Origin of the sequence: Trichocoleus desertorum ATA4-8-CV12, assembly GCA_019358975.1 — a bacterium.
In the GTDB taxonomy this organism is placed as follows: Bacteria; Cyanobacteriota; Cyanobacteriia; order FACHB-46; family FACHB-46; genus Trichocoleus; species Trichocoleus desertorum_A.
The window spans coordinates 30589-51729 of record JAHHIL010000042.1 but is presented as its reverse complement, the minus strand read 5'-3'; the positions used below and the strand labels follow the sequence as shown (position 1 = coordinate 51729).

21 protein-coding genes and 1 pseudogene are annotated in these 21141 nt (G+C 46.1%); 12 read left to right on the top strand and 10 right to left on the bottom strand.

Going from position 1 to position 21141, the window contains the following annotated elements:
- The first annotated feature begins 711 nt into the window (after nt 1-711).
- Entirely contained in the window at nt 712-1923 is a 1212-nt protein-coding gene (locus KME12_21440) for an IS256 family transposase (GenBank protein MBW4490351.1), read from the top strand.
- A gap of 277 nt (nt 1924-2200) precedes the next feature.
- Here the strand turns inward: KME12_21440 and KME12_21435 are convergent, their stop codons facing one another.
- The 4 genes from KME12_21435 to KME12_21420 form a co-directional block, all read right to left on the bottom strand.
- A complete protein-coding gene (locus KME12_21435) occupies nt 2201-2491 on the bottom strand; it encodes a hypothetical protein (protein ID MBW4490350.1) in 291 nt (96 codons plus the stop codon).
- Between the two features lie 102 nt (nt 2492-2593).
- Nucleotides 2594-3226, bottom strand: a complete 633-nt coding sequence (locus KME12_21430) for a hypothetical protein (protein MBW4490349.1) — start codon at nt 3224-3226, stop codon at nt 2594-2596.
- Nucleotides 3198-3581 carry a PadR family transcriptional regulator gene (locus KME12_21425; GenBank protein MBW4490348.1) on the bottom strand — a complete coding sequence of 128 codons (384 nt, stop codon included), beginning with the start codon at nt 3579-3581 and terminating at the stop codon, nt 3198-3200. Before KME12_21425 ends, KME12_21430 begins: the two co-directional genes overlap by 29 nt.
- A gap of 408 nt (nt 3582-3989) precedes the next feature.
- On the bottom strand, nt 3990-5468 hold the full coding sequence (locus KME12_21420) for a hypothetical protein (protein MBW4490347.1): 1479 nt from the start codon (nt 5466-5468) through the stop codon (nt 3990-3992).
- 204 nt (nt 5469-5672) lie between these two features.
- Here KME12_21420 and KME12_21415 point away from each other — a divergent pair, with 204 nt between their 5' ends.
- Nucleotides 5673-6569 carry a hypothetical protein gene (locus KME12_21415; protein MBW4490346.1) on the top strand — a complete coding sequence of 299 codons (897 nt, stop codon included), beginning with the start codon at nt 5673-5675 and terminating at the stop codon, nt 6567-6569.
- A 517-nt stretch (nt 6570-7086) separates the two neighbouring features.
- Nucleotides 7087-11526: an ATP-binding protein gene (locus KME12_21410; protein MBW4490345.1), complete on the top strand. Its 4440-nt coding sequence runs from the start codon at nt 7087-7089 to the stop codon at nt 11524-11526.
- On the opposite strand, the pseudogene KME12_21405 reads toward KME12_21410, so the two are convergent.
- A pseudogene (locus KME12_21405) lies at nt 11523-12216 on the bottom strand (IS1 family transposase). The gene KME12_21410 and the pseudogene KME12_21405 overlap by 4 nt on opposite strands.
- Nucleotides 12217-12580: 364 nt before the next feature.
- On the opposite strand from KME12_21405, the gene KME12_21400 reads away from it, so the two are divergent.
- The 4 genes from KME12_21400 to KME12_21385 all read left to right on the top strand — a co-directional run bounded on the left by KME12_21400 (nt 12581) and on the right by KME12_21385 (nt 14848).
- Nucleotides 12581-13213: a hypothetical protein gene (locus KME12_21400; GenBank protein ID MBW4490344.1), complete on the top strand. Its 633-nt coding sequence runs from the start codon at nt 12581-12583 to the stop codon at nt 13211-13213.
- Between the two features lie 31 nt (nt 13214-13244).
- Nucleotides 13245-13715 carry a hypothetical protein gene (locus tag KME12_21395; GenBank protein ID MBW4490343.1) on the top strand — a complete coding sequence of 157 codons (471 nt, stop codon included), beginning with the start codon at nt 13245-13247 and terminating at the stop codon, nt 13713-13715.
- Nucleotides 13716-13804: 89 nt separating this feature from the next.
- The gene (locus KME12_21390; GenBank protein ID MBW4490342.1) at nt 13805-14506 is read left to right on the top strand and encodes a hypothetical protein; all 702 of its coding nucleotides are present in this window, start codon (nt 13805-13807) and stop codon (nt 14504-14506) included.
- A gap of 21 nt (nt 14507-14527) precedes the next feature.
- Nucleotides 14528-14848, top strand: a complete 321-nt coding sequence (locus KME12_21385) for an AIPR family protein (GenBank protein MBW4490341.1) — start codon at nt 14528-14530, stop codon at nt 14846-14848.
- A gap of 9 nt (nt 14849-14857) precedes the next feature.
- Here the strand turns inward: KME12_21385 and KME12_21380 are convergent, their stop codons facing one another.
- From KME12_21380 to KME12_21365, 4 genes are all read right to left on the bottom strand, one after another.
- Nucleotides 14858-15127, bottom strand: coding sequence for a transposase (locus KME12_21380; protein ID MBW4490340.1), 270 nt, complete (start codon nt 15125-15127; stop codon nt 14858-14860).
- A 413-nt stretch (nt 15128-15540) separates the two neighbouring features.
- Nucleotides 15541-16493 (bottom strand): IS630 family transposase gene (locus KME12_21375; protein MBW4490339.1). Its coding sequence is split into 2 segments (ribosomal slippage): nt 15541-16095 and nt 16098-16493, totalling 951 coding nucleotides; the frame shifts between segments, so codons are not numbered across the junction.
- A gap of 63 nt (nt 16494-16556) precedes the next feature.
- Entirely contained in the window at nt 16557-16751 is a 195-nt protein-coding gene (locus tag KME12_21370) for a hypothetical protein (protein MBW4490338.1), read from the bottom strand.
- Between the two features lies 1 nt (nt 16752).
- Nucleotides 16753-17166: a hypothetical protein gene (locus tag KME12_21365; GenBank protein ID MBW4490337.1), complete on the bottom strand. Its 414-nt coding sequence runs from the start codon at nt 17164-17166 to the stop codon at nt 16753-16755.
- Nucleotides 17167-17250: 84 nt separating this feature from the next.
- Here KME12_21365 and KME12_21360 point away from each other — a divergent pair, with 84 nt between their 5' ends.
- From KME12_21360 to KME12_21340, 5 genes are all read left to right on the top strand, one after another.
- The gene (locus KME12_21360) at nt 17251-17946 is read left to right on the top strand and encodes a hypothetical protein (protein ID MBW4490336.1); all 696 of its coding nucleotides are present in this window, start codon (nt 17251-17253) and stop codon (nt 17944-17946) included.
- A gap of 83 nt (nt 17947-18029) precedes the next feature.
- Complete coding sequence (locus tag KME12_21355; protein ID MBW4490335.1) at nt 18030-19079, top strand: ankyrin repeat domain-containing protein; 1050 nt, start codon at nt 18030-18032, stop codon at nt 19077-19079.
- A gap of 99 nt (nt 19080-19178) precedes the next feature.
- Nucleotides 19179-19379: a site-specific integrase gene (locus KME12_21350; protein ID MBW4490334.1), complete on the top strand. Its 201-nt coding sequence runs from the start codon at nt 19179-19181 to the stop codon at nt 19377-19379.
- A 67-nt stretch (nt 19380-19446) separates the two neighbouring features.
- The gene (locus tag KME12_21345; protein ID MBW4490333.1) at nt 19447-19923 is read left to right on the top strand and encodes an ester cyclase; all 477 of its coding nucleotides are present in this window, start codon (nt 19447-19449) and stop codon (nt 19921-19923) included.
- 223 nt (nt 19924-20146) lie between these two features.
- Nucleotides 20147-20356: a hypothetical protein gene (locus KME12_21340; protein MBW4490332.1), complete on the top strand. Its 210-nt coding sequence runs from the start codon at nt 20147-20149 to the stop codon at nt 20354-20356.
- A 331-nt stretch (nt 20357-20687) separates the two neighbouring features.
- Here the strand turns inward: KME12_21340 and KME12_21335 are convergent, their stop codons facing one another.
- The gene (locus KME12_21335; GenBank protein MBW4490331.1) at nt 20688-21095 is read right to left on the bottom strand and encodes an immunity 7 family protein; all 408 of its coding nucleotides are present in this window, start codon (nt 21093-21095) and stop codon (nt 20688-20690) included.
- Nucleotides 21096-21141: the final 46 nt, after the last annotated feature.

Genomic DNA, 21141 nt, shown 5'->3' with positions numbered 1-21141 from the left:
ATCGTGCTCGAAGCCTGCCTGTGTGAGGTGGTGGTTGCTCTGCTCCTTGAGGAAGTTGAGCAAAAGCGAAGGCTGTTACAGCAGCAGGGATGGGAGGTTCACATCACAAGGTGCAAGATCTGAGTCGGCATATCTTGAGCATTACCTCAAGCATTGGCTTCTTACACAATCCCAATCCCATCCACCATCTGGTTAGCACCGACTCTGGGTATCGACCGTTCCCAAAGAGATGAATGGGGTTCCCACGTTCCGATGTCTGATGATTGCTGTACTTAGGACTCCACTCTAGACCGGGTTTATTGAGAGTAGTTACAGGTCACAATTTAAGGTGCCTGTCTCTTATCCTTTGCCTTTTGGCTGCGGTGTCTCAGCCTGATTTCACCGCTCACAAATCACGATCCTTCAGTCATGGATTCCTCGCGTATCCATACAGCTTGCTAGACGGGATTCCAGATTGGGCTTCCAGTTACCGCCGTTTAACCCCGCTTCAGGCGTTGATGGCGAGTCGCGAACCTGGGGGTTATGCTGTCACTCCACTACCAGGAGGAAGGGACTTTCACCCTTATCAGACATCAGTTGTCAAGGTTCAGAGACCTTGCCTCTCATCCCCCAATCGATATTGGTTTCGAGAGAACGTGTCGCACTAAATTATTTTGTGTCAAAGGTCAGAAATAAGATCTAATGAACTACTGAACCTGAGACAACACTCCTATGACTTTTCCCCCTGAAATCCTCGATGAACTGCTCAAAGGCTACCAGAGCCCTGAAGATCTGTTGGGCGAAGGTGACATCCTTAAGCAACTGACTAAAGCTTTGGTTGAACGCTGCTTGGAAGGTGAAATGAAAACTCACCTAGAGCAGCAACGTGCTGAACCTGCTCCTATGTCCACGAAGAATCGCCGTAACGGACACAGCAAGAAGACCATCAAGGGCGAGTTTGGTGAGGCGCAGATCACGATTCCACGCGACAGAACGAGTGAATTTGAACCTCAGATCATCAAGAAAGGGCAGACCTGCTTTGACGGGTTTGATGACAAAATCCTGTCCCTATACGCCAGGGGCATGAGCGTCCGCGACATCCAGGCACAACTACAAGACCTATACGGGGTAGAAGTGTCGGCTGGTTTAATTTCTAATGTCACCGATGCTGTGGAAGAGGAGCGCAAGCTCTGGCAGAACCGCACCCTCGATTCGGTGTACCCAATTGTCTACTTTGATGCTTTAGTCGTTAAGGTCAGGCAGGATGGGCGAGTGATCAACAAAGCCATTCACTTAGCGTTAGGCGTCAACCTATCGGGGACAAAGGAACTGCTGGGGCTGTGGATGACCCCAAACGAGTCTGCCAAGTTCTGGCTCTCCGTGCTCACCGAATTGCAGAACCGAGGATTGAAGGACATTCTGATTGCTTGTGTTGATGGTCTGACCGGCTTTCCTGATGCCATTGAGGCGGTCTTTCCCAAAACAACCGTGCAATTGTGCATCGTTCACATGGTCAGAAATTCCCTCTCCTATGTCTCTTACAAAGACCGCAAAGCTGTTGCGACCGACCTGCGCCTGATTTACACCGCTGCCACGGAAACTGAGGCAGAGCAACGCCTGCTTGAGTTTGCCGAGAAGTGGGACAAGCAGTATCCGACCATCAGTAAGTCTTGGGTGAAACACTGGCAACGAATTATCCCGTTCTTTGCTTTCCCACCAGAGATTCGTAAAGCCATCTACACCACCAATGCAGTTGAATCAATGAATATGACTCTTAGAAAAGTTCTGAAAAACCACCGTGCTTTTCCGACTGATGAGTCGGCGATGAAAGTCGTTTACCTGGCGATTCACAATATTGCTAAGAAATGGACGATGCCGATTCGAGACTGGAAACCTGCCCTCAACCGTTTCGCGATTGAGTTTGGCGATCGTCTTTCCCTTTAGCTTTCTTTCCTTGACACAATCTATTTGACATACTCCTTCCCAGTCCAAGCTCCTTTATCTTTATCAGGTTCAGTAAAGTATTTAGGTTGAGTGAGAAATTTGCGATCGCAGATCTAAGTAGACCTCAAGGATCAAGAGCTAATTCTAGCACATCAGCAAAGACAAACAGACTCACGAATTGATCGTTTAAGTGCTCGCGTGGACGCATTCATCTTGGAAGCGCAGCGATTGCTTAGCGACCAAGGCGATCGCCTGTAAATCAGTCTAATCTTACTCGTCAGTCTCTTTCAGCTCTCACTCTGTCAAGCCTATCGTTCGCATCCCTGGCTAGCTCTATACAGTGCACGGTCGAAGCCAACCCTGCGATCGCTGTAATAGCTCCCTCCGCCCCGTGCCCTAGAAATAGAACTATAACCCCACCTAAACTCATCACAGCAGAAGCTGCGGTCACAATCAAGACTAGGTTAAAGCTGTGATGTGCTTGACGTAAGCGTTCTTGAGTAATGCTCAAATCTACGGCTGAACAGGAATCAAAGCTGTTGTTTGTCGATGGGTCGGTCGTTGTCATATTATGAAGTTGAAGTAGGTAACAAGTGGAGTTGTTGCTTGCATTTGGCTTGTGTTTTGAAGACCCTGTTTGAAAGTTAAGCGATTCAAGCAGGGTCTTAATTTAGTCATCAACCTTCTTCTGAAAGCCAAACCACTTCCAATTGAGGCATCTGATCAAGATAGCTGCCCAAATCATCTGCAACAAAGCCTCAGCAGTTTTGAAATAAAATATAAGCCGTGGTTGTTGTTCTGCTACCCACTGCCTGCGCCGCTCCACTAGTGCTTGACGCCAGTCTTCGGGCAGCTTAATAGCCATCCAATAAGGTAGTTGTGCTCTTAGCTTTTCATTGAAACCAAGTTTCTCAAATGATGCGACTAGGTGCTGATAGTCCTGGTCCAGGCTTTGAACTCTCATGTTAAGCGCTTGAGCTTGAGCTTCCATCTGCTCAAGTCGCTGTAATTTTTGTTTTGTTAGAACTTGGATTTCGGCTTCACTAAACCGTGACATATCCAAAGTTCTGATGTAATGTCTCATGTCTTTGACATATTGGGATTGCTCCTGAGTAAAGTTCAGGACTTCTTGCCGCCAGACTGGAAAATTATTTGGTAGCAAAACCTTAACAACTTGGGGCTTTGTCGCTAATCTAATGCTCACTCTTGTAGTTGTACCTAGCAGCCTAAGCAAAATGATCATCAGTCTTATTAGTGTCGTCATCTTAGGCTCCTTACTGAGTAGATACCAATGACCATCCAAAGAACTGCTGAAAGGTGGGTTGCCATCCTGCTAGATAAGCCCGGTATTCCTGGGTTTCCTTGAGCACTTTCTCACCCAATCCAGTTAGCTTGTAGTATTTTCTACGTGCGCCTCCTGCCTCTTCGTCAGCTTCATCCCCCCAACGGGCTTTGACCAAACCCTTCTTATCGAGCCGATGGAGAGTGGGATACAAACTACCAAATCCAATTTGACGCCTACCCTGCCTTGCCTCGTTCATGGCATTCATCACCTGAAGTCCGTAAAGCTCTTTGCCAAGCAGGACTGTTAATAAATCCTCTTCGAGAGCCGAGAGTGTAATATCTTGGCCGCCATCACCTTGCCCTTGTTTTGCCATAATTTTATATTTCGATGTACTATTCAGGAATATAGCACTTTACAAACTTGATATACATCGACACAAGAAAATTAAAAAGTGTGGCTCATCTTAAGCGTGTACTTGTTGGAGTACGCAGAAATGGTCGTGATTCTTGAATCTAACTACAGCGATCGCCCTCTTGTCCTCCAACTGTAAATCTCAGCCACCCAGAACTAAAAGATATTTGAGCAACTCAGGAGAGAGAAGATATCATCAGCTCTGCGCCCCAATATTGACAGCAGAAGTCCAGGCGATGTGATGGCGCGAGTCCTATCAAGCCGACTCCTCCACAATCCACCTTGATAACTCAAGCTTCTATTACTCCAGCAGCCTCAGCCAAGCCTACGAGCCCAGCCATTAAGCTAACACTGCGTTCTCGCGCTTCGCTTACGACTCGGCGGGTGGAGCGGACGGTTGGGGCTCTGGCGTAGTTTTGACGAAGCTACCCCAAAGCTTATGGCCTACTATGCCAGCACTGAGCTGAGAATTGTGAGCGATGAACTGCTCTTTGGACTGATACGGAACCCCATTCCTCACGAGTTTTACCTGAGCATCACTTTGTAACCCAAATCGCTTCTTGATCTCCTCATCTGAAGGCTTTTCGTCACCCAAGAATTTATTGACTCGTAGTAGAACTTCAGGGTCATTTTTGGTGTTAGCCTCAGGTGTTCCCACTCGTCTGAGGTTGAGCCCACAGGAGCCGAATTGAGCCAGCCGCTCTGAGGCGGTGGGATACTTGGAGCGATCGAACAAGGGGCTTTTCTCATCTAGGGATTGGGTTTGAATAGCTTGCAGCAATAAGTCATAATCTGGCTTCGTCAAGTCCAGTTGTTGTTGCAAAGTGGGATTTGGATTAGGTCCAGGCAAAATACCTGTAAGAAGTCCTTCAGCAAACTTGCGAGCTAGGATCGTTCTCCCCACTCCGTCTTGATTCACTGCCATCTCTGCTGCTAGGTTTCCCGCTAGCTTCGTTTGTAACTTGGGGTCTTGTAGTAGAGATGGGAAAAACATCCCTGCGATCGCGGCTTGCACAAAGGTAGGGGCATTTAGCTTGGCGATCTCGGAAGGGTCATTCAGCTTGTTCTGTTCAATCAGCTTCTCTAAAGCCGCACTGCCTTCTGCTCCCACGCAAGGGGCAAACAGCGTTTTGACAACGGCTTGAAACCCCCGCTTTTCACGTTCTCTTTCGGTGGTACGAGCCCGCTCATCTCCGAGTGGAGTGCTAGTTAAGGGACCACCAAGCGCATAGGAACTGTTCTTGCCACCTCCCAGTAACAGCTTGATATCTACATCTACCCGTCGCAATCCTTTGCGTTTGGGGTGAGGTTCTGAGTACTTGTCTTGAACGGAGGTGCAAACACACTCAGTTGCCTGCATGCTGCCCTGAGTAAAGAGTAGGAGTGGGGGTCTGCTCTCACCTTCAGTAATCTCCTTGAGATGCTTGAGATTCTCTGCCAGATGTGACACATCCTCGATCGCGCTGTAATAGGTTAGGGCAAGGGAGATGTCGCGAGGGCTGAGGCGCTTGAAATTAATTCCAACCCGAATGCCATCCCCATCTTGGGCTTCCCAGTCCGCCGTCTCCGAGTGCATGATCTCGTTAACTGCCAAACCCAAATCCACAGATTTGCCCTTGTAAGCCCCGTTCAAAATGATGATTTGCACTGGCGAGTAGTCAGGTTGCCCCCTGAGATCACGGGCTTGCTCTTTCAAGGGAGAAGGTCTGTGACTAGCCTGGGGGATTTTGGGGCCTAGGGTTGGTTTAGTGGCTGGGCTCGCAGGCTTGGCTGAGGCCGCTGGAGTAGTGGAAGCTTGAGCTACTGAGGCAGATTGTGGAGGAGTCGGCTTGATAGGATCTCGCGCCATCGTATCTCCTGAATTTCTACTGTTAGTATTGGGGTGCAGAGCTAACGCCGATGATATCTTCTTTCCCCCCTGAGTCAGTCAGGTGTCTTTTGGTTCTAGGTGGCTGGGGTTTACGGGCGGCAATGGGATTTCACAGGTGACTGTGGCAATTTCGCTAGAAGTGTAGTTTAGCTATCCTGTAAGGACACCTTTAGCAATCCCTCAATGAATAATACTGAATTAAGTCTAACAATTGACTTTCAAAAAGACTGGATAGATATCCTAAACCAAAGATTGATAAAGGATGGATATTCTGTCAATCCAAATATTGACACTTGTATTCAATACTTTAATACGCTTCGGCGACGTATAGAATCAAAACCAAGGAAGATTTTAGTTTCTCAAGAGTTTACTTGTCCCAAAAAGTATCGAGCAGGAATTAAGCTGATTCGTCAAAAAGTGAAACATGGAAAAGATTTAATACCGCATTTAAACAAAATTCGCTCTCCCGGTGATCCTGATCCTCTATTAAATGATTGGGGAATTCATCATTTCCATCTTGGAACCTCAATAGAGAAATCTGGCTTTATTAAAAGGACAGGCCCACTCCTTTTCGCGCGTGTGACAGATGATAATTTTTATATGCTTGATGTAATTGGTCATGGCAGCTGGTCCCAACAACGGCTAATTGAAATCATTCACCATAATTGGCCTAGGTCAATTGAACTATTTAAAGTGCCAGAAGGTTACAGGCTTGCGAATACACCTGTAACGGATGAGGATATCGCACAACTTCGGAAGTATGGCATATCAACTTCCATTCAAGTTCCTGACGGCACTATATATTCTTTGTTGGGAGGTGGCTATTCAGTTTCTAACATTTCTTTAGATGTTCGGGTAACGTGCAATTGTTATGCCAGAACAATTAAAAACTTAGAGAATCATGTCAAAGAGAATTTACCTAACTTGATTGAATATTTACGTCAGCAGGGTGCCAATTTATCCTCATCATTACATTTTCAGCTTGAATTAAAAAACGACAAAGCCTACGCGGTCGAGCTAAATTCTGAGGCTAGCGTTGAGCTAGGCCCAATGATGCTTCAAGTCATGGGAAAGTTTTAGATGGTGGACTAGCTGAGTAGTATCATTACTCAAAGTACGTCCGATTCCTCGCTTAAGCGATTTTCTAGTGGATAGTTTTTCCAGTCAAGCGATCGCGCTCCATTAACTATTTATCACTCTAGCCACAGTTTTCACAATTCCAATGTCCTACTAGTGCTTCCCCTAAGCTCAAGCACTAGTAGGACATTGTGGACGTTGACCTGTGAAGGCTGGATACCACAAAGCAACTCTAATTGTTCGGGCCGTGTCCGGCGCTGAGGCGGTTGAGAGATGGTTTCGCCGTTATAGATTGCGTCTTTTTGCTCTGAGGAGTCATCAGGAGACATAAGCTGACAGAGAGGAAAGAGCTAATGGATTCAAAGGACGATCGTCCCCAAGAGGTCTACTTTACAGCATATGAAGTTACTTTGTGCCTTCTGTATATCTTTAAAGAAATAAATATTTTATAGCTCTTTAACTAATTAGTAGTTAAAATCAACTTTCTTCAAAATTTTAATGAATTCAAATTGCTAGATGTATGAGTCTTGCAGGGAAACGTTCTAGCCAAGGTGATGAATATCAACTAAGAGTCGCTTTGCATTGGCTTATCCGCCTTCTAGAAGATGATTCTATTCGGGGCATTCAAGTCAATTCGACTGGAATACCAGAAATGAATTTTCAGGTTACTGTTGATGACATAGTTATTTTATTTGAGGAAGAGCGAGCATGTTTTATCCAAGCAAAAAAGAATCAATCTGATCATGAAGCTTGGAGATTTTCAGACAAAACTTTGCAAAAAGAGTTGCAAAAAGCTTGTAAACAGTTAGAGCTCAGCCAGAATTCGGAAGTTAAATTTTATTCTCGATCCCCGTTTGGGGAAGTTAAAAGTTTAGTAGAAGCTTGCAAAAATTTTCCTGACTATTTTGCCTTTACGCATAATGCACCAAAGAACCAGCTTGAAGCTCTAAAGCACTTATCGAAAATCTTTGAGCGTTCGGAGGAAGTAGCTTTTAGTCTAGCTCAAAGATTAGGCTTTGGCCCAACTAATGAGTTTGAGGATTGGGATCAGCAAAATCAGTCAGCTCTGGATCGAATTTTACCCAGAGCTGAGCTTGCTATGCCTTTATTAGAGCGTTATCTAGTAAGCCACGAGACCAATCTCAGGGATTCAAGGCACTTAATTACCCGTGAAGATATATTAGCTGAACTAAATAGACATGGCTTGAGTCTAGCACCCAAGCTGAGCGAAGCAGAGATTTGTAGAACTTTTGAATTAGCTTCAAATATTGGCCGGCATTGGCCACGTACAATCGACAACAAGTCTATTGTCCGAACTGAGTTATCCAAAGTTATTGAGCTTATTGAACAAGGGAGTCGAGTAATCTTACTATCTGATCGTCCTGGTAGTGGTAAAACCTGTGTTTTGTTGGATCTGGCAGATTATATTGAACGACCGTCTTGCTCTTGGAGCTTATTATTTATTAAAGGTGATCAGTTTACTGATGTAGATAATGAGCAAGATCTTAGTGTAAGAGGTTTGCCAACTGATATTGTAGGCCAATGCGCCCGCTTAGCAAGTTACCGCAAAGTCGTTGTCATTATCGATTCCCTTGATGTTTTATCTTTAAGCCGACAACACAGTGCCCTTAAGGTTTTCTTAGGGCTTGTTGATCGTTTGGAAAAAGTTGATGGAGTAACAGTAATTGCTGGTTGCCGCAGTTTTGATTTGCAATATGATCCTTTGCTTAGAGGGCGTTCATGGCAACACACAGTTTACTTGCAACCACTTGATTTTGATGCTGTAGTCAAAAGCTTTTTAGTTAGTTGGGGAATTAATCCTGATAGTATTAACCTCGAACTTAAACGATTGCTGAGCTCACCTCAAAATCTAAAGATGTATGAAAAACTAGCAAAGCTTGGTAGAGCGTTAAATCCTTCATCAACTTACGAACTCTATGACAGCTTTGTTGAGGAAGTAGTAGTTCAAAATCCTAATTTAGGTAATGGTGCTATGACTGCATTGCAGGACATGGCAAAATACTTTGTGAAACACAGAAGCCAATCTTGTCATAAAGAAACTTTTCGGTGTAGCGAGGATGTAGTTAGACGGCTAATTAGTCAAGAGGTTCTATGGAGTCCTGTGCCTGGTACTTTGTCATTTAGCCATCAAACTTTAATAGATTGTCTTGTTGTTCGAGCAACTCTGGCGGAGAGAAAAACCTTAGCGCAGTTCATTCTTGAATATCCTCAACTTCCCTTCATTCGGCCAGTAGTCCGGGCTTTTTTCTTCTTTCTACGTACCCATGAACCAAGTAAGTTTAGGCATCAAGTATGGGAAGTTTTATCACATACAGAAGTTGCATATCATGTTAAACGTTTAATCTGTCAGTCTCTTGCTGAAATTGAACCAGGAGCAGAAGATTGGCGGCTATTACGCCGAATCTTTCAAAGCTACCCTGATTTATTTCGTCGGCTGTTTGCAAGTGTACATGGAAATGCCTGGTTCCAAATCCTTCAAAAATACTGGTTGCCGGAGGTCAAAGCCTTGCAGGAGCGAGAAGGCTGGTTGCGACAGTTTTGTTGGCAATTAGGTGCTTGGGCAAATCAATACCCAACTGAAGTAATTAAGCTATGGCAGGAAGCAATTGTATGTCAATGGATAGACAACCAACATATTGTTGAAATCATTTGCCACGGCTTAGACAAATTTAATGCTTGGAGTACCCAGGATATTCAATCACTGCTAGAAAGCTTAGTGCAATACTCCAACAGCGATCGCAGTTCTTTGCTCGGCAAGTCTCTTAGCCAATGGGTGGAAGCTACGAACTCTGGGGATGATTTGCTCTGGAGATATATTACTAAGGACATTTTCTCTGAACATGAGGGGCGCTTGGACCTGCGTAATAAATTGCGTTGTACACCTCACACTTTTTATACAGAAAATTTCTTGGCAGAACGCTTAGTCACGTCCGAGAAGCTTCTAACGCTAGCGCTAGTTAGCCTAGAAGATTGGAGCAATAACCGCTTTATGGACTGCGACGAAGGCAGTCTGAAAAACGAGTTTTTGCGTGATACATCTTGGATATATAAGCACAGCAGGCAAGACATTCATTCTGGAGATAATCTTAAGGTTCTATTCAGTGCCTTAGAGGAAGCGCTGAAACAGCGATCTCGGCAGAATGACGTTTGGTGGCAGGCAAACGAGCTAAGCCTACGCGGCAGTCAAGAAGCTGGCATTCGTTACCTCTTAATTCAAGCTTACAAAGAAAATCTTGAAGAAAATATATTTGGGATAGAGGCTCAACTCCAAGATCGAGTACTCCTTAACGAGAGCGATCTTAGTTATGAATTAGGGAAGTTAATGCAGATGGCCTACCCCTATATCTCTGAATCAGTGCAAACAACTAACCAAGAGCTTGTTTCAGCATTACGGACTGAAAATATAGCCATGTATTCTCTTCAATATCAAAATGAGAGCAATGACGTGGTAGTTTGGGCTTCTCGCAAGGCATACAACCTTCTCTCCTTAATTCCCTCAATATTTCGAACATCGACAACCCAAGCTTTTATTGACATTTGGCAAAATCGTTTGGGCTATACCCAACCTTCACCAACGATTCAAAGTTCTGGTGGTTTGGTAATGCCGCCATTCTCCCCTCAAGACTTACTCAGGCTTTCGGATCAAGCTCTTTTGCGCTTATTGCAATACTACGAGCAATACCCAATGCGAGACCCGTTTGATCGAGACTTAGTGGGTGGGTTTAGTGAGGTAAGAAGTGTTGTACGTGAAGCCTGTTCACTTGAACCTATACGCTTTTTAAGCTTATTTCCTTGGTTTATAGAGAAAAATTTGTGTCAGGAGCACATACACGCTCTTATTGAAGGTATTGCAGTTCATCTACGCTACCGATTCAGCAATCTTAGTCCAAGCAAGCCGTGGGAACCCATGGAGCCATTACCTGAAGGAGGTATGCTTGCATCTGCTTTGCTTTGCTTACTAGAGCGATATCGCATCATCTGGAAAGATCTTAAAGTAGTTAGTTCAGCCCTAGAAGCTTGCTGCGTTGTTCTAGAAAATTCGATCTCAGCTGAGCGCCTAACGTTATTGCTCTTTTGGCTTCGTGCTAAATTTCCTAGCGATAGGCAGACTAGTAACGATAGCCGAGATCTCCGCTCCACTGCTATCAACTCACCTTGTGGTGTTGCAGCTGAGAGTGCAATGATCCTTTGTAATAAGCTTTTAGAGCAAGAACAGGAACTGCCTGAGTTACTACCATCTCTTCTGCACCATCTTGCTCGTGATCCGGCAATCTACGTGCGGATTCCTGTTCTCGAACGGCTTCCTTTTCTTATATATAAACACCCCAGTCTTGGATGGAAATTGCTAGCTGCTGTCTTTCAAGAGCCACAACCTCGTCTTTGGGAGTATGCAGAGCTTTGTTTCTACTATCAGTATCGGGAAAATTTCAATCTAGTTGAACCATATTTGAACCGTCTTCTAAATGAGGGCGTTGAAGAAGCTGGCAGTGTTTGGGGTCGTCTTGCAACATTAGCTAGTTTGGCGAGATACATTAGTCAAGAACGGCTCTTTAGCACTTTGAGAACAACTAATGCTGATGCTTGGAAAGGAGCTGCCCAAGTCTTTAAATCTAATTTGGACGAACGGCAACATACAACAGCTTGTCATACCGGACTAATTAATATCTTACAACAAGCTAATATGTCGGACTTGGTTCTTCAAGAAGTTGAGGAATGCTTTGGCAAGGAGAGTAATAGGGAAGCTATTCAGCACGAACTGGTCGTTGCATTTCTTAATGCTTTGCCAGTTCTTGTAGAGAGACGCGATATTCATGATTTTCTTGAATGGTTAAGTTATAAAGCGTACCGAAATCCATTGTCCACGCTAGAGTTTCTGGAGACATTGCTTAAAAAACTAGAGGAAGGAAACAAGGCATTGCTGAATGAAGGTATGAACTAAGCTGGAACAGGTACATCCCAGAATTTCAAGTAGTGAAGTAACAAGCGAATCGAGTGTCTCAGCATTTCCTCGTTCTTGGAATAGCACAACGTCTTGCGATGCAGACGAGCTAGATAGTGCCGTAAGCGGGTATTTTCTGACTCGACTCGGGTCATGTAGGTCTTGCTCACAATCTGGTCACCCTCTGGAATAAAACCAGGATAAACACTCCATCCATCCGTCACATAGAAGTAGCACTGCCATTGAGCGACAATTGCCCATAAGGGAGTAAAGGTCTCGGCGCTGTGATCCCCTAACACCCACCCTAAAATTCCACAGGTGAAGTGGTCAACTGCCGTCCAGAGCCAGATTTTGTTTTTTTAGCCCCAACAAAGGTTTCCAGTTCATCCAGTTCTCCGACCTGCGGAACTGTTTCTGGGTCATAAGCATCGGGGAGATGCTGAGCCACTTGTTTGACCCAGTTAATCACAGTGGTGTGATGCACTCGCAATGACCTCGTTCAATGCCACGGAATCCCATGCCGTTGACGTACATCTTCAAGCATTCTCGTTTGACCTCATCCGAGTAGCCTAGGTGAGGCTCGTAGTGGTCGAGGAACTGGCGAGAGCAAGTCACGCAGATGTGATTCTGTTTACCTCGCTTTTTCCCATTCTTACGGATATGAGTGGAGCCACACTCAGGACATTGCATCAAGAATAGCCTCAATTCATACTTCTATTCTGCAACGCCGGAAACAACTCTCGTAAAATCTGGAATACAAAAGCTCTGATTATTACGTTGAATGAGATTCTACGCGAAGCTGATGAATCTGGTGATTCAGAGCTAATTTATCGAGTTATTACCTTGCAAGATGGATTTCTAAAGCTGGACATATCTGGAATAGAAGAATTTTTTATAAATGCTGAACAGCCTTAGAGCTGATTCGTAGGGTAGACGATTCGGGGCGAGACGAGCCAATCCCCCAACAGTACCGGAAAGTGGAGAAACGGCTGAAACGACTACAGCGATCGCTCAGCTCGACTCAGCTACTTTTACCCAAGCCGCGATCGGGGGGATGTTCAGCAGCAAGTTGTTGCAAGACCCAGGACTTCAGCAAAAGCTCAAGCGTGATTTGGCTGCTGTAATGGCACTGGGTGAAGATGGCGTTGGCAATACCATCCTGACCCGCAAGTATGCTAATGCCATCCTAAGCGGCGACGTTTCCCAGCTTCCTCAAAACCTACAGACTCAGCTAGCGGCAACCAAGGCAGATTATGAGCTCATCTATAATGCCGTAGTCAATCAAGCTTTGGATGAAAAAAGCGAAGTTTTCGATCGCTCCAAACATCCGACCGCCGGTGAGCGGCTAGCTAACTTTGGCTCTTGTGGCATTGATCTCAGGCGTGTCGGTGCCCCAAAGGTGACATCCACCGTGGCAGATACTAAAACCCTGAAGCAGGTTAATGAATTCCTGGCAGGCAATCCATCGAACGATGACATCAAAAAGCGGTTTGGAGTCGTCACCGAAAGCCAAATCAGAGCAATTAAGAACGGTGCTCCCTATCAGTCAAAGGAGGAGTTCTTGAGTCATGCCTCGCAGAACAGTGTAGGTCTAACCGGGCAAGTACTTTGGAGTAGTTTTGTTGGTAGCGCTCCAGCTCCACAACCTGAACCAGCGCAAACGCCGCAGCCTCAACCCCAACAGTGATATTTTGTATATGCCCTGACGAGTGAAAAGTATGAGGTATTCCCCGTTAGTTGCGATCGCGTTTACCTTGGCATTGTTGGGCTGTGGTCGAACGCCAACAGCAACTCAAAACCCATCCCCTGCAACCCCAAGTACAGTTGCAACTGCCCAGTCCCCAGGAACAACTGTTGTCAATGGCAAAACATTGGTACCTGCTGGCAAGCCTTGCGAGCTGCCACAGGCCATTGCTGACAGTGAGCTTTTTAATCGTATTCTTACCGTACCTATTGGCTCATCCCCAGAGGAGACTCAGGAGCAGATTAGTAAACCACCCGACCAGCCTTTTTTAACTTATCAAGATCCAAGTTTTGGGACGTTGATTTGGACAGACAAGGACGACACTAGATCAGTTGAGATACGAATGGAATTCAAAGATAGGAAGCTAACTGAGCGGTTCATTATGATGGACGAAAATGTGGGGCAGGATAACGAAAAAATTTGTAGTTGGCGATCGCGAGACTAAAGCAAGTGAGTTGCAAGCCATTCTCAGATGTAGTCGCACTCGAAACCAAATCGTTCTCTTTTTGTATTACCTTCTAGGAGTAACAGTAGATGTCATCGTTGAAAGTCAAGCAAATTAAGAGCAAGCTCCTTGAGATGTTTGAGGCCCATCTTGATTTAAGTAAGATCGGTACAAATGACTCACAACGAGAGACTAAAATACTCAGTCGATGCCTTGCAGCATTTGCTATCTATCTTCAAACTGGTTGCAGTGAAAAGGAGGCAGCTACAGCCGTATGGGATGGTTCTGGCGATAACGGTATAGATGCAGCGTATTTCGATCCATCAGACTCTAGAGTCATACTTGTGCAGTCAAAATGGATTTCCAAAGGCTCAGGGGAGCCAGAGGCCAAAGATATTGGCGCGTTTACGAAAGGTGTTAAGGACGTTATTGAACAAGACCAAACAAGCTTTGATTCAGGGCTACAGGGGCCACTAAGCGATATCTTTATAAGAATCAATATACCCGGAACATCTGTTCATCTTGTACTGATATCTACTGGAGCAAGTTCGCTTGCTAAACATGGCCAGTCAGTAATTCAAAAAGTCTTAGATGAGATAAATGGTGATGATCCGGATGCTATTGCATCAAGTGAAATCATGGGTTTATCAGAAGTTTACTCTAAACTTGCCTCTGATCCCTTTCAAGGCAATCTAACTCTTGATGCTAATATATTGGACTGGTCATATGTTGCCACTCCATACCCTGCTTATTTTGGAATAGTGGATGGCTTGCAGTTGAAGGAGTGGTGAAAGACACACGGGAAAGGGTTATTGGCTAAGAATATTCGACAGTCTCTAGGTGGCACTGAAGTTAACAGCCAAATCAAACAGACCGCAGCAACTGCTCCTGAAAACTTTTGGTACTTCAACAACGGTATTACCTTGGTAGCTGAGGAGGCTGCCAAAGCACCTGCAGGAGCAGCGTCACGTTCTTCTGGAATATTTAGTTTTAAGGGCGCTTCTATTGTAAACGGTGCTCAGACAGTGAGTTCGTTGTCCAAAGTTGACGATGATGCAAGTCTTGGAAAGGTTCGTGTTTCAATTCGTGTGATTCTATTGAAAACTGCACCTGCTGGCTTTGGAGCTGCTTGACTGACAAAACTAAGAAGCTGGAATGCGGCTAAGAACGGTAAATTCACGATTTAAGAGGCGATCACGTTGTCGTTGAGAAGCGATCGCAGGTTGCGGGTCGGGCGCACTCGATAGAAACTGAAAAAGAGAGAGTTTCCACTGTCGAGTGAGAGCTAGACAAATCCAATTCCAGCCTAACTTGAGGTAACTCATGCCCCGACTCCAGTAAGCGTCGACTAAACGATGCTGGCCTGATGTCACCACCTGAGTGCCTTGCAGCACCAGAAACAGCATCATCAGAGCGATGACACCACACAGTTGAGTCAACGCAAACTTGTCTCGTAAGCGTGACGCCTCGAGGCTGAAGCCATTAGATTTGAGGTCTAAAAAGGATTCTTCCACTTGGAACCTGAGTCGGTATTGGGCAAAGGTTTGTAAAGTGGTCGGTTCGTCACTGACAATCACCCAATCCTCATCACTGGTTTGGTCATGAGCAAAGGCCAGATAAACATTGGCATAGGGCTTCCTTTCACCCAAAGAGACAGCGGGAGTGAAGTAGGCTTGTCCGGGTTGGAGTCGGACTGATGAGACCTTGTAAGTAGCTAGGATAATTTAAACTTAAAACGCTCTAGCGTATATCCACTTTGTTGACTTCGTGATTCCATACCATTCATCACAGCAAGGGCTAAGTCATATTCATTGTCAAACATTCGTCATGCAATTTCATGCGCCTTGAGTTGATGCCACTGTCCTTCGATAGGGTTCATCTGTGAGCAATAAGCAGGCAAAAAGAAAATGAATAATCCTTGTTCTTGCCACCGTGACCACTGGTGACGGACGAGTTTGCTGGTGTGAATGGGTCCATTGTCTTGCACGATAACGGTGAGCCGTCCCGTTTGTTGGAGTGTTTCAGCCGCTCTCGCTGCAACCCAATCCATCACGTTGATGTAGCTTGCGCTCTTAAATCCTCCTTGTACCAGGGCATACTCGAAGCGTTCATCCGGTTGCCAAAGACCCAAAATGCTAATTCGACTCCCGTAGCGTTGCTGCGTTTGCTCCAGGCATTTCTGGGTCCTGATGCGACTGTAGCTGTAGCTCACCGGGCTCCACAGACAAAACCCCGATTCATCTAAATACTTCAGCTCGATGTGTTGCTCTTGTGCGTCTTGCTGCAACAGTTCTAAGTCTGCTTGCTTGGATTGCTTCTGGAGCAAGTCCTGTTTGTTTCGCTGACTATGGCGGGTGCGTTTCCAACGAAAGCCCTTTTTTTCATCACCCGTCGAATCCAATCGGGTGAGAGTATGATTTGCTTTTGTTGTTGCAGCTTACGGGCGAGTTGAGTGCTGTTGTAGGTGCGAGGATCTGACTCAACCCACGTCTCTAGCAGTTGCTTGTCAGCTTCACTCCAGGTCACCTTCGCGCCTCGTCTTGGCGCTTCCCATAACCCACTCAATCCGCCTGCTTGCCAGCGCCGTAACGTGGCTCTAACGGTATGCTCATGACACTCATAAATTTCAGCGATCGCAGGGACGTTCCACCCCTGTGCATTTAAGCGGATCATATGAGCCCGGTCACGGGTCCGTTGTGGTACCGTTTGGGCAACTCGCAACTCGCTCAACATGGAGTCCTCTGCTTCGCTTAAGATAATCCGAATAGGAGCAGGCATAAATGGATAGAAAACTCCGTTTAGAGGATCTATATCATCTTATATTTAATTAGTCCCAGCTACTTACCAACTCCCTGACAGTTGAAACTGAAACGAGCGTTTGATGCGGATGCGAAAATGCCAAACCAAGGTTTCCTTGAGATACTTCATCAACTTGCCATCGGCAAAACCCCGGTCTGCTAGCAACACGACCGTTGTTCCTTCTGGCATCACTTTTGCCGCTTGCCGTAGCACCCGCTGAATCGTCCATAATCGCACGCTACTGCTCGCTTGAGCGGACGACTCTCCAAGCGATGGGAATGGTTCGTCCTCGATAGACCACCCCAACCCAAACCAGGCAAAAACAATTCCAGACCACAGTTGTGTCCAGGCTCAAATACAGTCGCTCCTTGCCCCATTGAGACAAAGCTTGAGCCATCAGCTCCTGATGAACGGATACTACGTCAATGCGCCGATTGGACAACCACCAGCGAAAGCGTCGTTGGTGGGACTGAGCATAGGTGGCTCGGCTCAGAACATACACCCCAAATCCATTGAGATGAAGCTTTTGACGGTGGATGATGCCGACCATCATCCAGCACAACGTTTGCAAATGTCGAACATCGCACCAGCGGTCTTGGCATTGACTCAGAAAATCATGCAACGCATCATAAAGACGGGAAGTAGGAGCCATTGGTCTTGCTAATGAGTGTGGTAACTGATCAGCTTAAACCAAGCTCCTCTTCCCTCCTAGCTTTCGTTTCAATCGCTAAGACTTTTGTCAGTCAAGCAGCGTCATCACCTCAAACAACAGTTGAGAGAGTGCCTCACTCAAACAGAACCTCAGCCTTGGAGGCGATCGCCCCTGTGCTTCACCAGGTTTCCTTACTATCTGCCCCTGTTGTTAGACGAACCCTCCAACTCAACACTCGTGTCTCAGCAAAACCAGAATCAACGATTGAGGTCAGGCATTTCTGGAAAAGGACAATGGGCCGCCTGGTATAGTCACCTTCACAGAAAACTGCTGGCGCTGGTGAAAGGTGGGCTAGCCCATTGCACCAATCATGCCAAAACAGTGAAGCTGAAGCAGGAACTAGGTAGTATTAGCCTGATTCCCATCAAAATCGGGAAGAGAGGGGTCAAAGTCCGAAATGTTTGGATTCACTATCACGACCTCTATCACCTGGAAGTGGCTCAGCTCGATAGAATTCAAATGGGAAACCATTGGGTGAGTGGTGTGAATGGCATTAATGGGCGGGTCTTTCATGACGCTCCCATTGTGGAGGAATACGACAGCTTTTTGGATGAAGCCCGAATTGCGATCCACGAAAGCCTCACTCGTCCTTCTGCTTTTAGCCAACTCAAACTGCTTTGCTGGATAGGATTGCTACTCATACAGGGGATTAATCCTTTGGCAGTCATCATGCGTCACATTCAAAGCCTGAAAAAGAAGCAGGCAGAGCTTTGGCATTGATGCTCCTCAGTTAACTCCTCATTTGCGGAATCTTTCACAATAGTGTGTAGTTGTCCCTAGGCAGCCAGTCATCTTCATTTGTTATGCGTTCGCTAATGGAGCCTTCGTCCTCGGTGCGGAAAACCTTGCCCCTCATTTGGCGAGTTGTCAATATTGTGGGTCTAACAGCTTTCAGTATTTGGTTCGTTCGCTTTATCATCCTGTTTGCCATGCTGGGAGCCTCTATTCCGGCTCCAGCTAAGACTTTACTGGGGATTGCTCCTTTAGGGTTGTGTGAGGCAATAAAAGCTCGGAATGCTGATGCAGTCAGGAAATACCTAAATCAAGGCGGCAACCCCAACGCTATTTGCGCCAGTCCCACCGATCCGGATATGCCTCCTTCCTTCTCCCTCCTCGGCTGTGCTGCTTGGTTCGGCAACCGAGAAGTTGCAGAGATGTTGCTCGACCGAGGCGCAAAGATTAACGGCACCCACTGGGACCGAAGCCAAAAGTCACCGCCGCTGACACTAGCCTTGTTGGCAATCGACAGAGATGAAAATAAGGTATCGAGTCAGCAGAATCGGGAAGTTGTAGAACTTTTGCTGGCTAGAGGTGCCGATGCCAATGTGAAGAATTTCATTAGGGTCACCCCTTTGCATGCAATTGCAACGTCGTATTATCGAGAGAATGCAGCAGACCGACGAGCGCTTACAGAATTGCTGATTGCCAAAGGTGCTGAGGTTGATAGTAAAAGAAGTGGGAATCTCCTCCATCGATTTTTCTGCGATCGCAGGTCATTAGACGAGTGGGGAGCATTTCCACTGCACTTGGCAGCCTACCACGGTCAAACTTCAGTTGCAGAAGTATTAATTGCTAAAGGTGCAGACGTTGCAGCTAAAAATGATTGTGGTCGCACCCCCTTACACATTGCAGCTAGACAGGGTGATAGCCCTGCACTTGTAGAAACGCTGCTTGCCCAGGGGGCAAACAGCAACGCCAAAGATGTTTTAGGTCGGACGCCGCTTGATGATGCAACTAGCTCACTGGAGTTTCTTCAGCGCCCTGAATCTAACAGTGAGGGCAAGGAAGAGCGTTCAACCAATCTTCCTGTCATCATTGAGTTGCTCAAGCGTCATGGTGGTCAGCAAGAGTAGTGGTCTTCAGTTGAAGCAGTTTACTCACAACAGCTAGCTCTAGAATGCGCTAGCTCCATCAAGCAATTCTCAAAGTCAGTTGATGAGATTTTAAGAGGGATGGGCGATCGCCTGGGGTTGGTAGGGGTTAGCACTCACAGTTTTAGACGAACTGCACTGACCCAGATGAATAGCGCGGGGGTGCCACTGCGGGTGATTCAGCAGATATCAGGGCACCACAGCTTACAAGCACTCCAACGGTATCTAGAGGTTGCGGAGTTACCATTGGAGGGGGCGATCGCGTCTCTGAGGTGGTATTGAGAAGTTAAATGGTTAGTTCAAGTTCTCCTGGCTACCACGCTACAATCTGCTCAAAACGGAACTCAGTATGCTGACTGAACAAAACAAAGCCCTTGTTCTCCAGTTTTACAAAGCTTTTGACGATCGCAGAATGGAGCAAGCCTTAGAGCTTTTATCTCCAAATTTTGTTGCTCACTTAGCGGGTGCACCCGAACCTTTGAACAAGAAGGGATTTGAGCAGTTTGGAATGTCGTTTTATTTAGCCTTCAAACAGGGAACGCACATTTTTGATGAAGTCGTTGTCTCCGACAATCGAGTGGTGACTTGGGGAACGTTCACAGCAACGCATCTTGGGGAGTTTCAGGGACTTCCGCCTACAGGTAAGCAAATTAGCTTATCGATCATGCATATTGACCGAGTGGAGAATGGCAAAATTGTAGAGCATTGGGGGCAGGGCGATGCGCTCGGATTGATGCAGCAGTTGGGTATCGTTTTCTTACCAGGCCCGAAACTACTGCCTCATATCCTCAAGGGATCTGTATCTAAACTGTTCAGGAAAGCCTGAAAGTAGTTGACAGCAGAATTTAGCCCTAGCGGATAGTGATGCTAATTTTCCACTAGGACTAAATTGGAAAAACCCTCTGGATGAGCTGAGGGGAGTAAGAGGGCGTGATCAAATACAGCGATCGCTCGTGGTAAGCGCGTCAAAGCTTTAGCTCAGGGGATTGAGAAATTGCAGGGTCTCAGTAAAGTAGAAGCATTGCTAGCGGAAGTGTGAGCGATCGCCCATGACAACTGGTAGGGAAGAGTGTGCTGGGATGCTGGCTCGCCTGGCTGAACTCATTCAACTGTACGAGGACCCAGAAGCAAAGGAGACACTCGTTGAGGCCCAAACATTACTACAAAACGCGATCGCCCATGCCTCGGAAGCTGAGGCCGTAGCCATTGTTCGTCTATTTCAAGAGTGTTTGAATCAGAGGAGCGATTGCCCGGAATAGTGGTAGAGCAATTCATGTCGGCACGATCTCTTGATTTTGAGTTTGTGAGGAACATTGCCAAAAACAGACAGTGCCATATTGTTTGTAGTATGCGTTCGACCACTGTGACTGCATGCGATCGCAACTCAAACAATGCCGAATTTCACTCATTTTCGGTAATGTTATAGCGTTAACGATCGCGTTCACCCGCCGCCAAGACTTTTGAGGTCTTCCAATCGCCCTGATTCGGTCGGTGTGCAACGCGATCGTTAGACCGCTTATCTGTTGCTAGTGGAGAACTTTAGGTAGTTAAGCATAACTCTTATTTACTAGATCGCTGTAACCTTTGCCTTCAAGAAGGTAGTTCCACAGTGGGAATATAAGGCGAGAGAAAAGGGTCATCAAGTTCTTCCAACTCTCCCAATGCCAGTTTCCATACTCGAAACTGGTTGGTGTAATCACCGCCCCTTTTGTAATCCTCGTCATCATGTATGAAAAGTAAGCCGTAAGAACCACGTGAATTCATAGCTACCCACCTGAACAAGTCAATAACGGATTCTTGCCGATGATTGTTGTGCCCAAAAATGGTCAACGTATGAAGACCATTACGAATCTCAACATGAATTGCACCATCAATCAGCATTGTTTCAATACGTTGGTGCAGTTCGCTTAAAAAAGCTTGTAATGCCTTTTCATCCTCATCTCCATATTCATCAACAGAATCAACGCGCAGTGTTGCCCATCCGTGAAATTCAAACATATTTGACATTTTCTCTTTTAGGCAAGCTACATACAAGCTACCTATC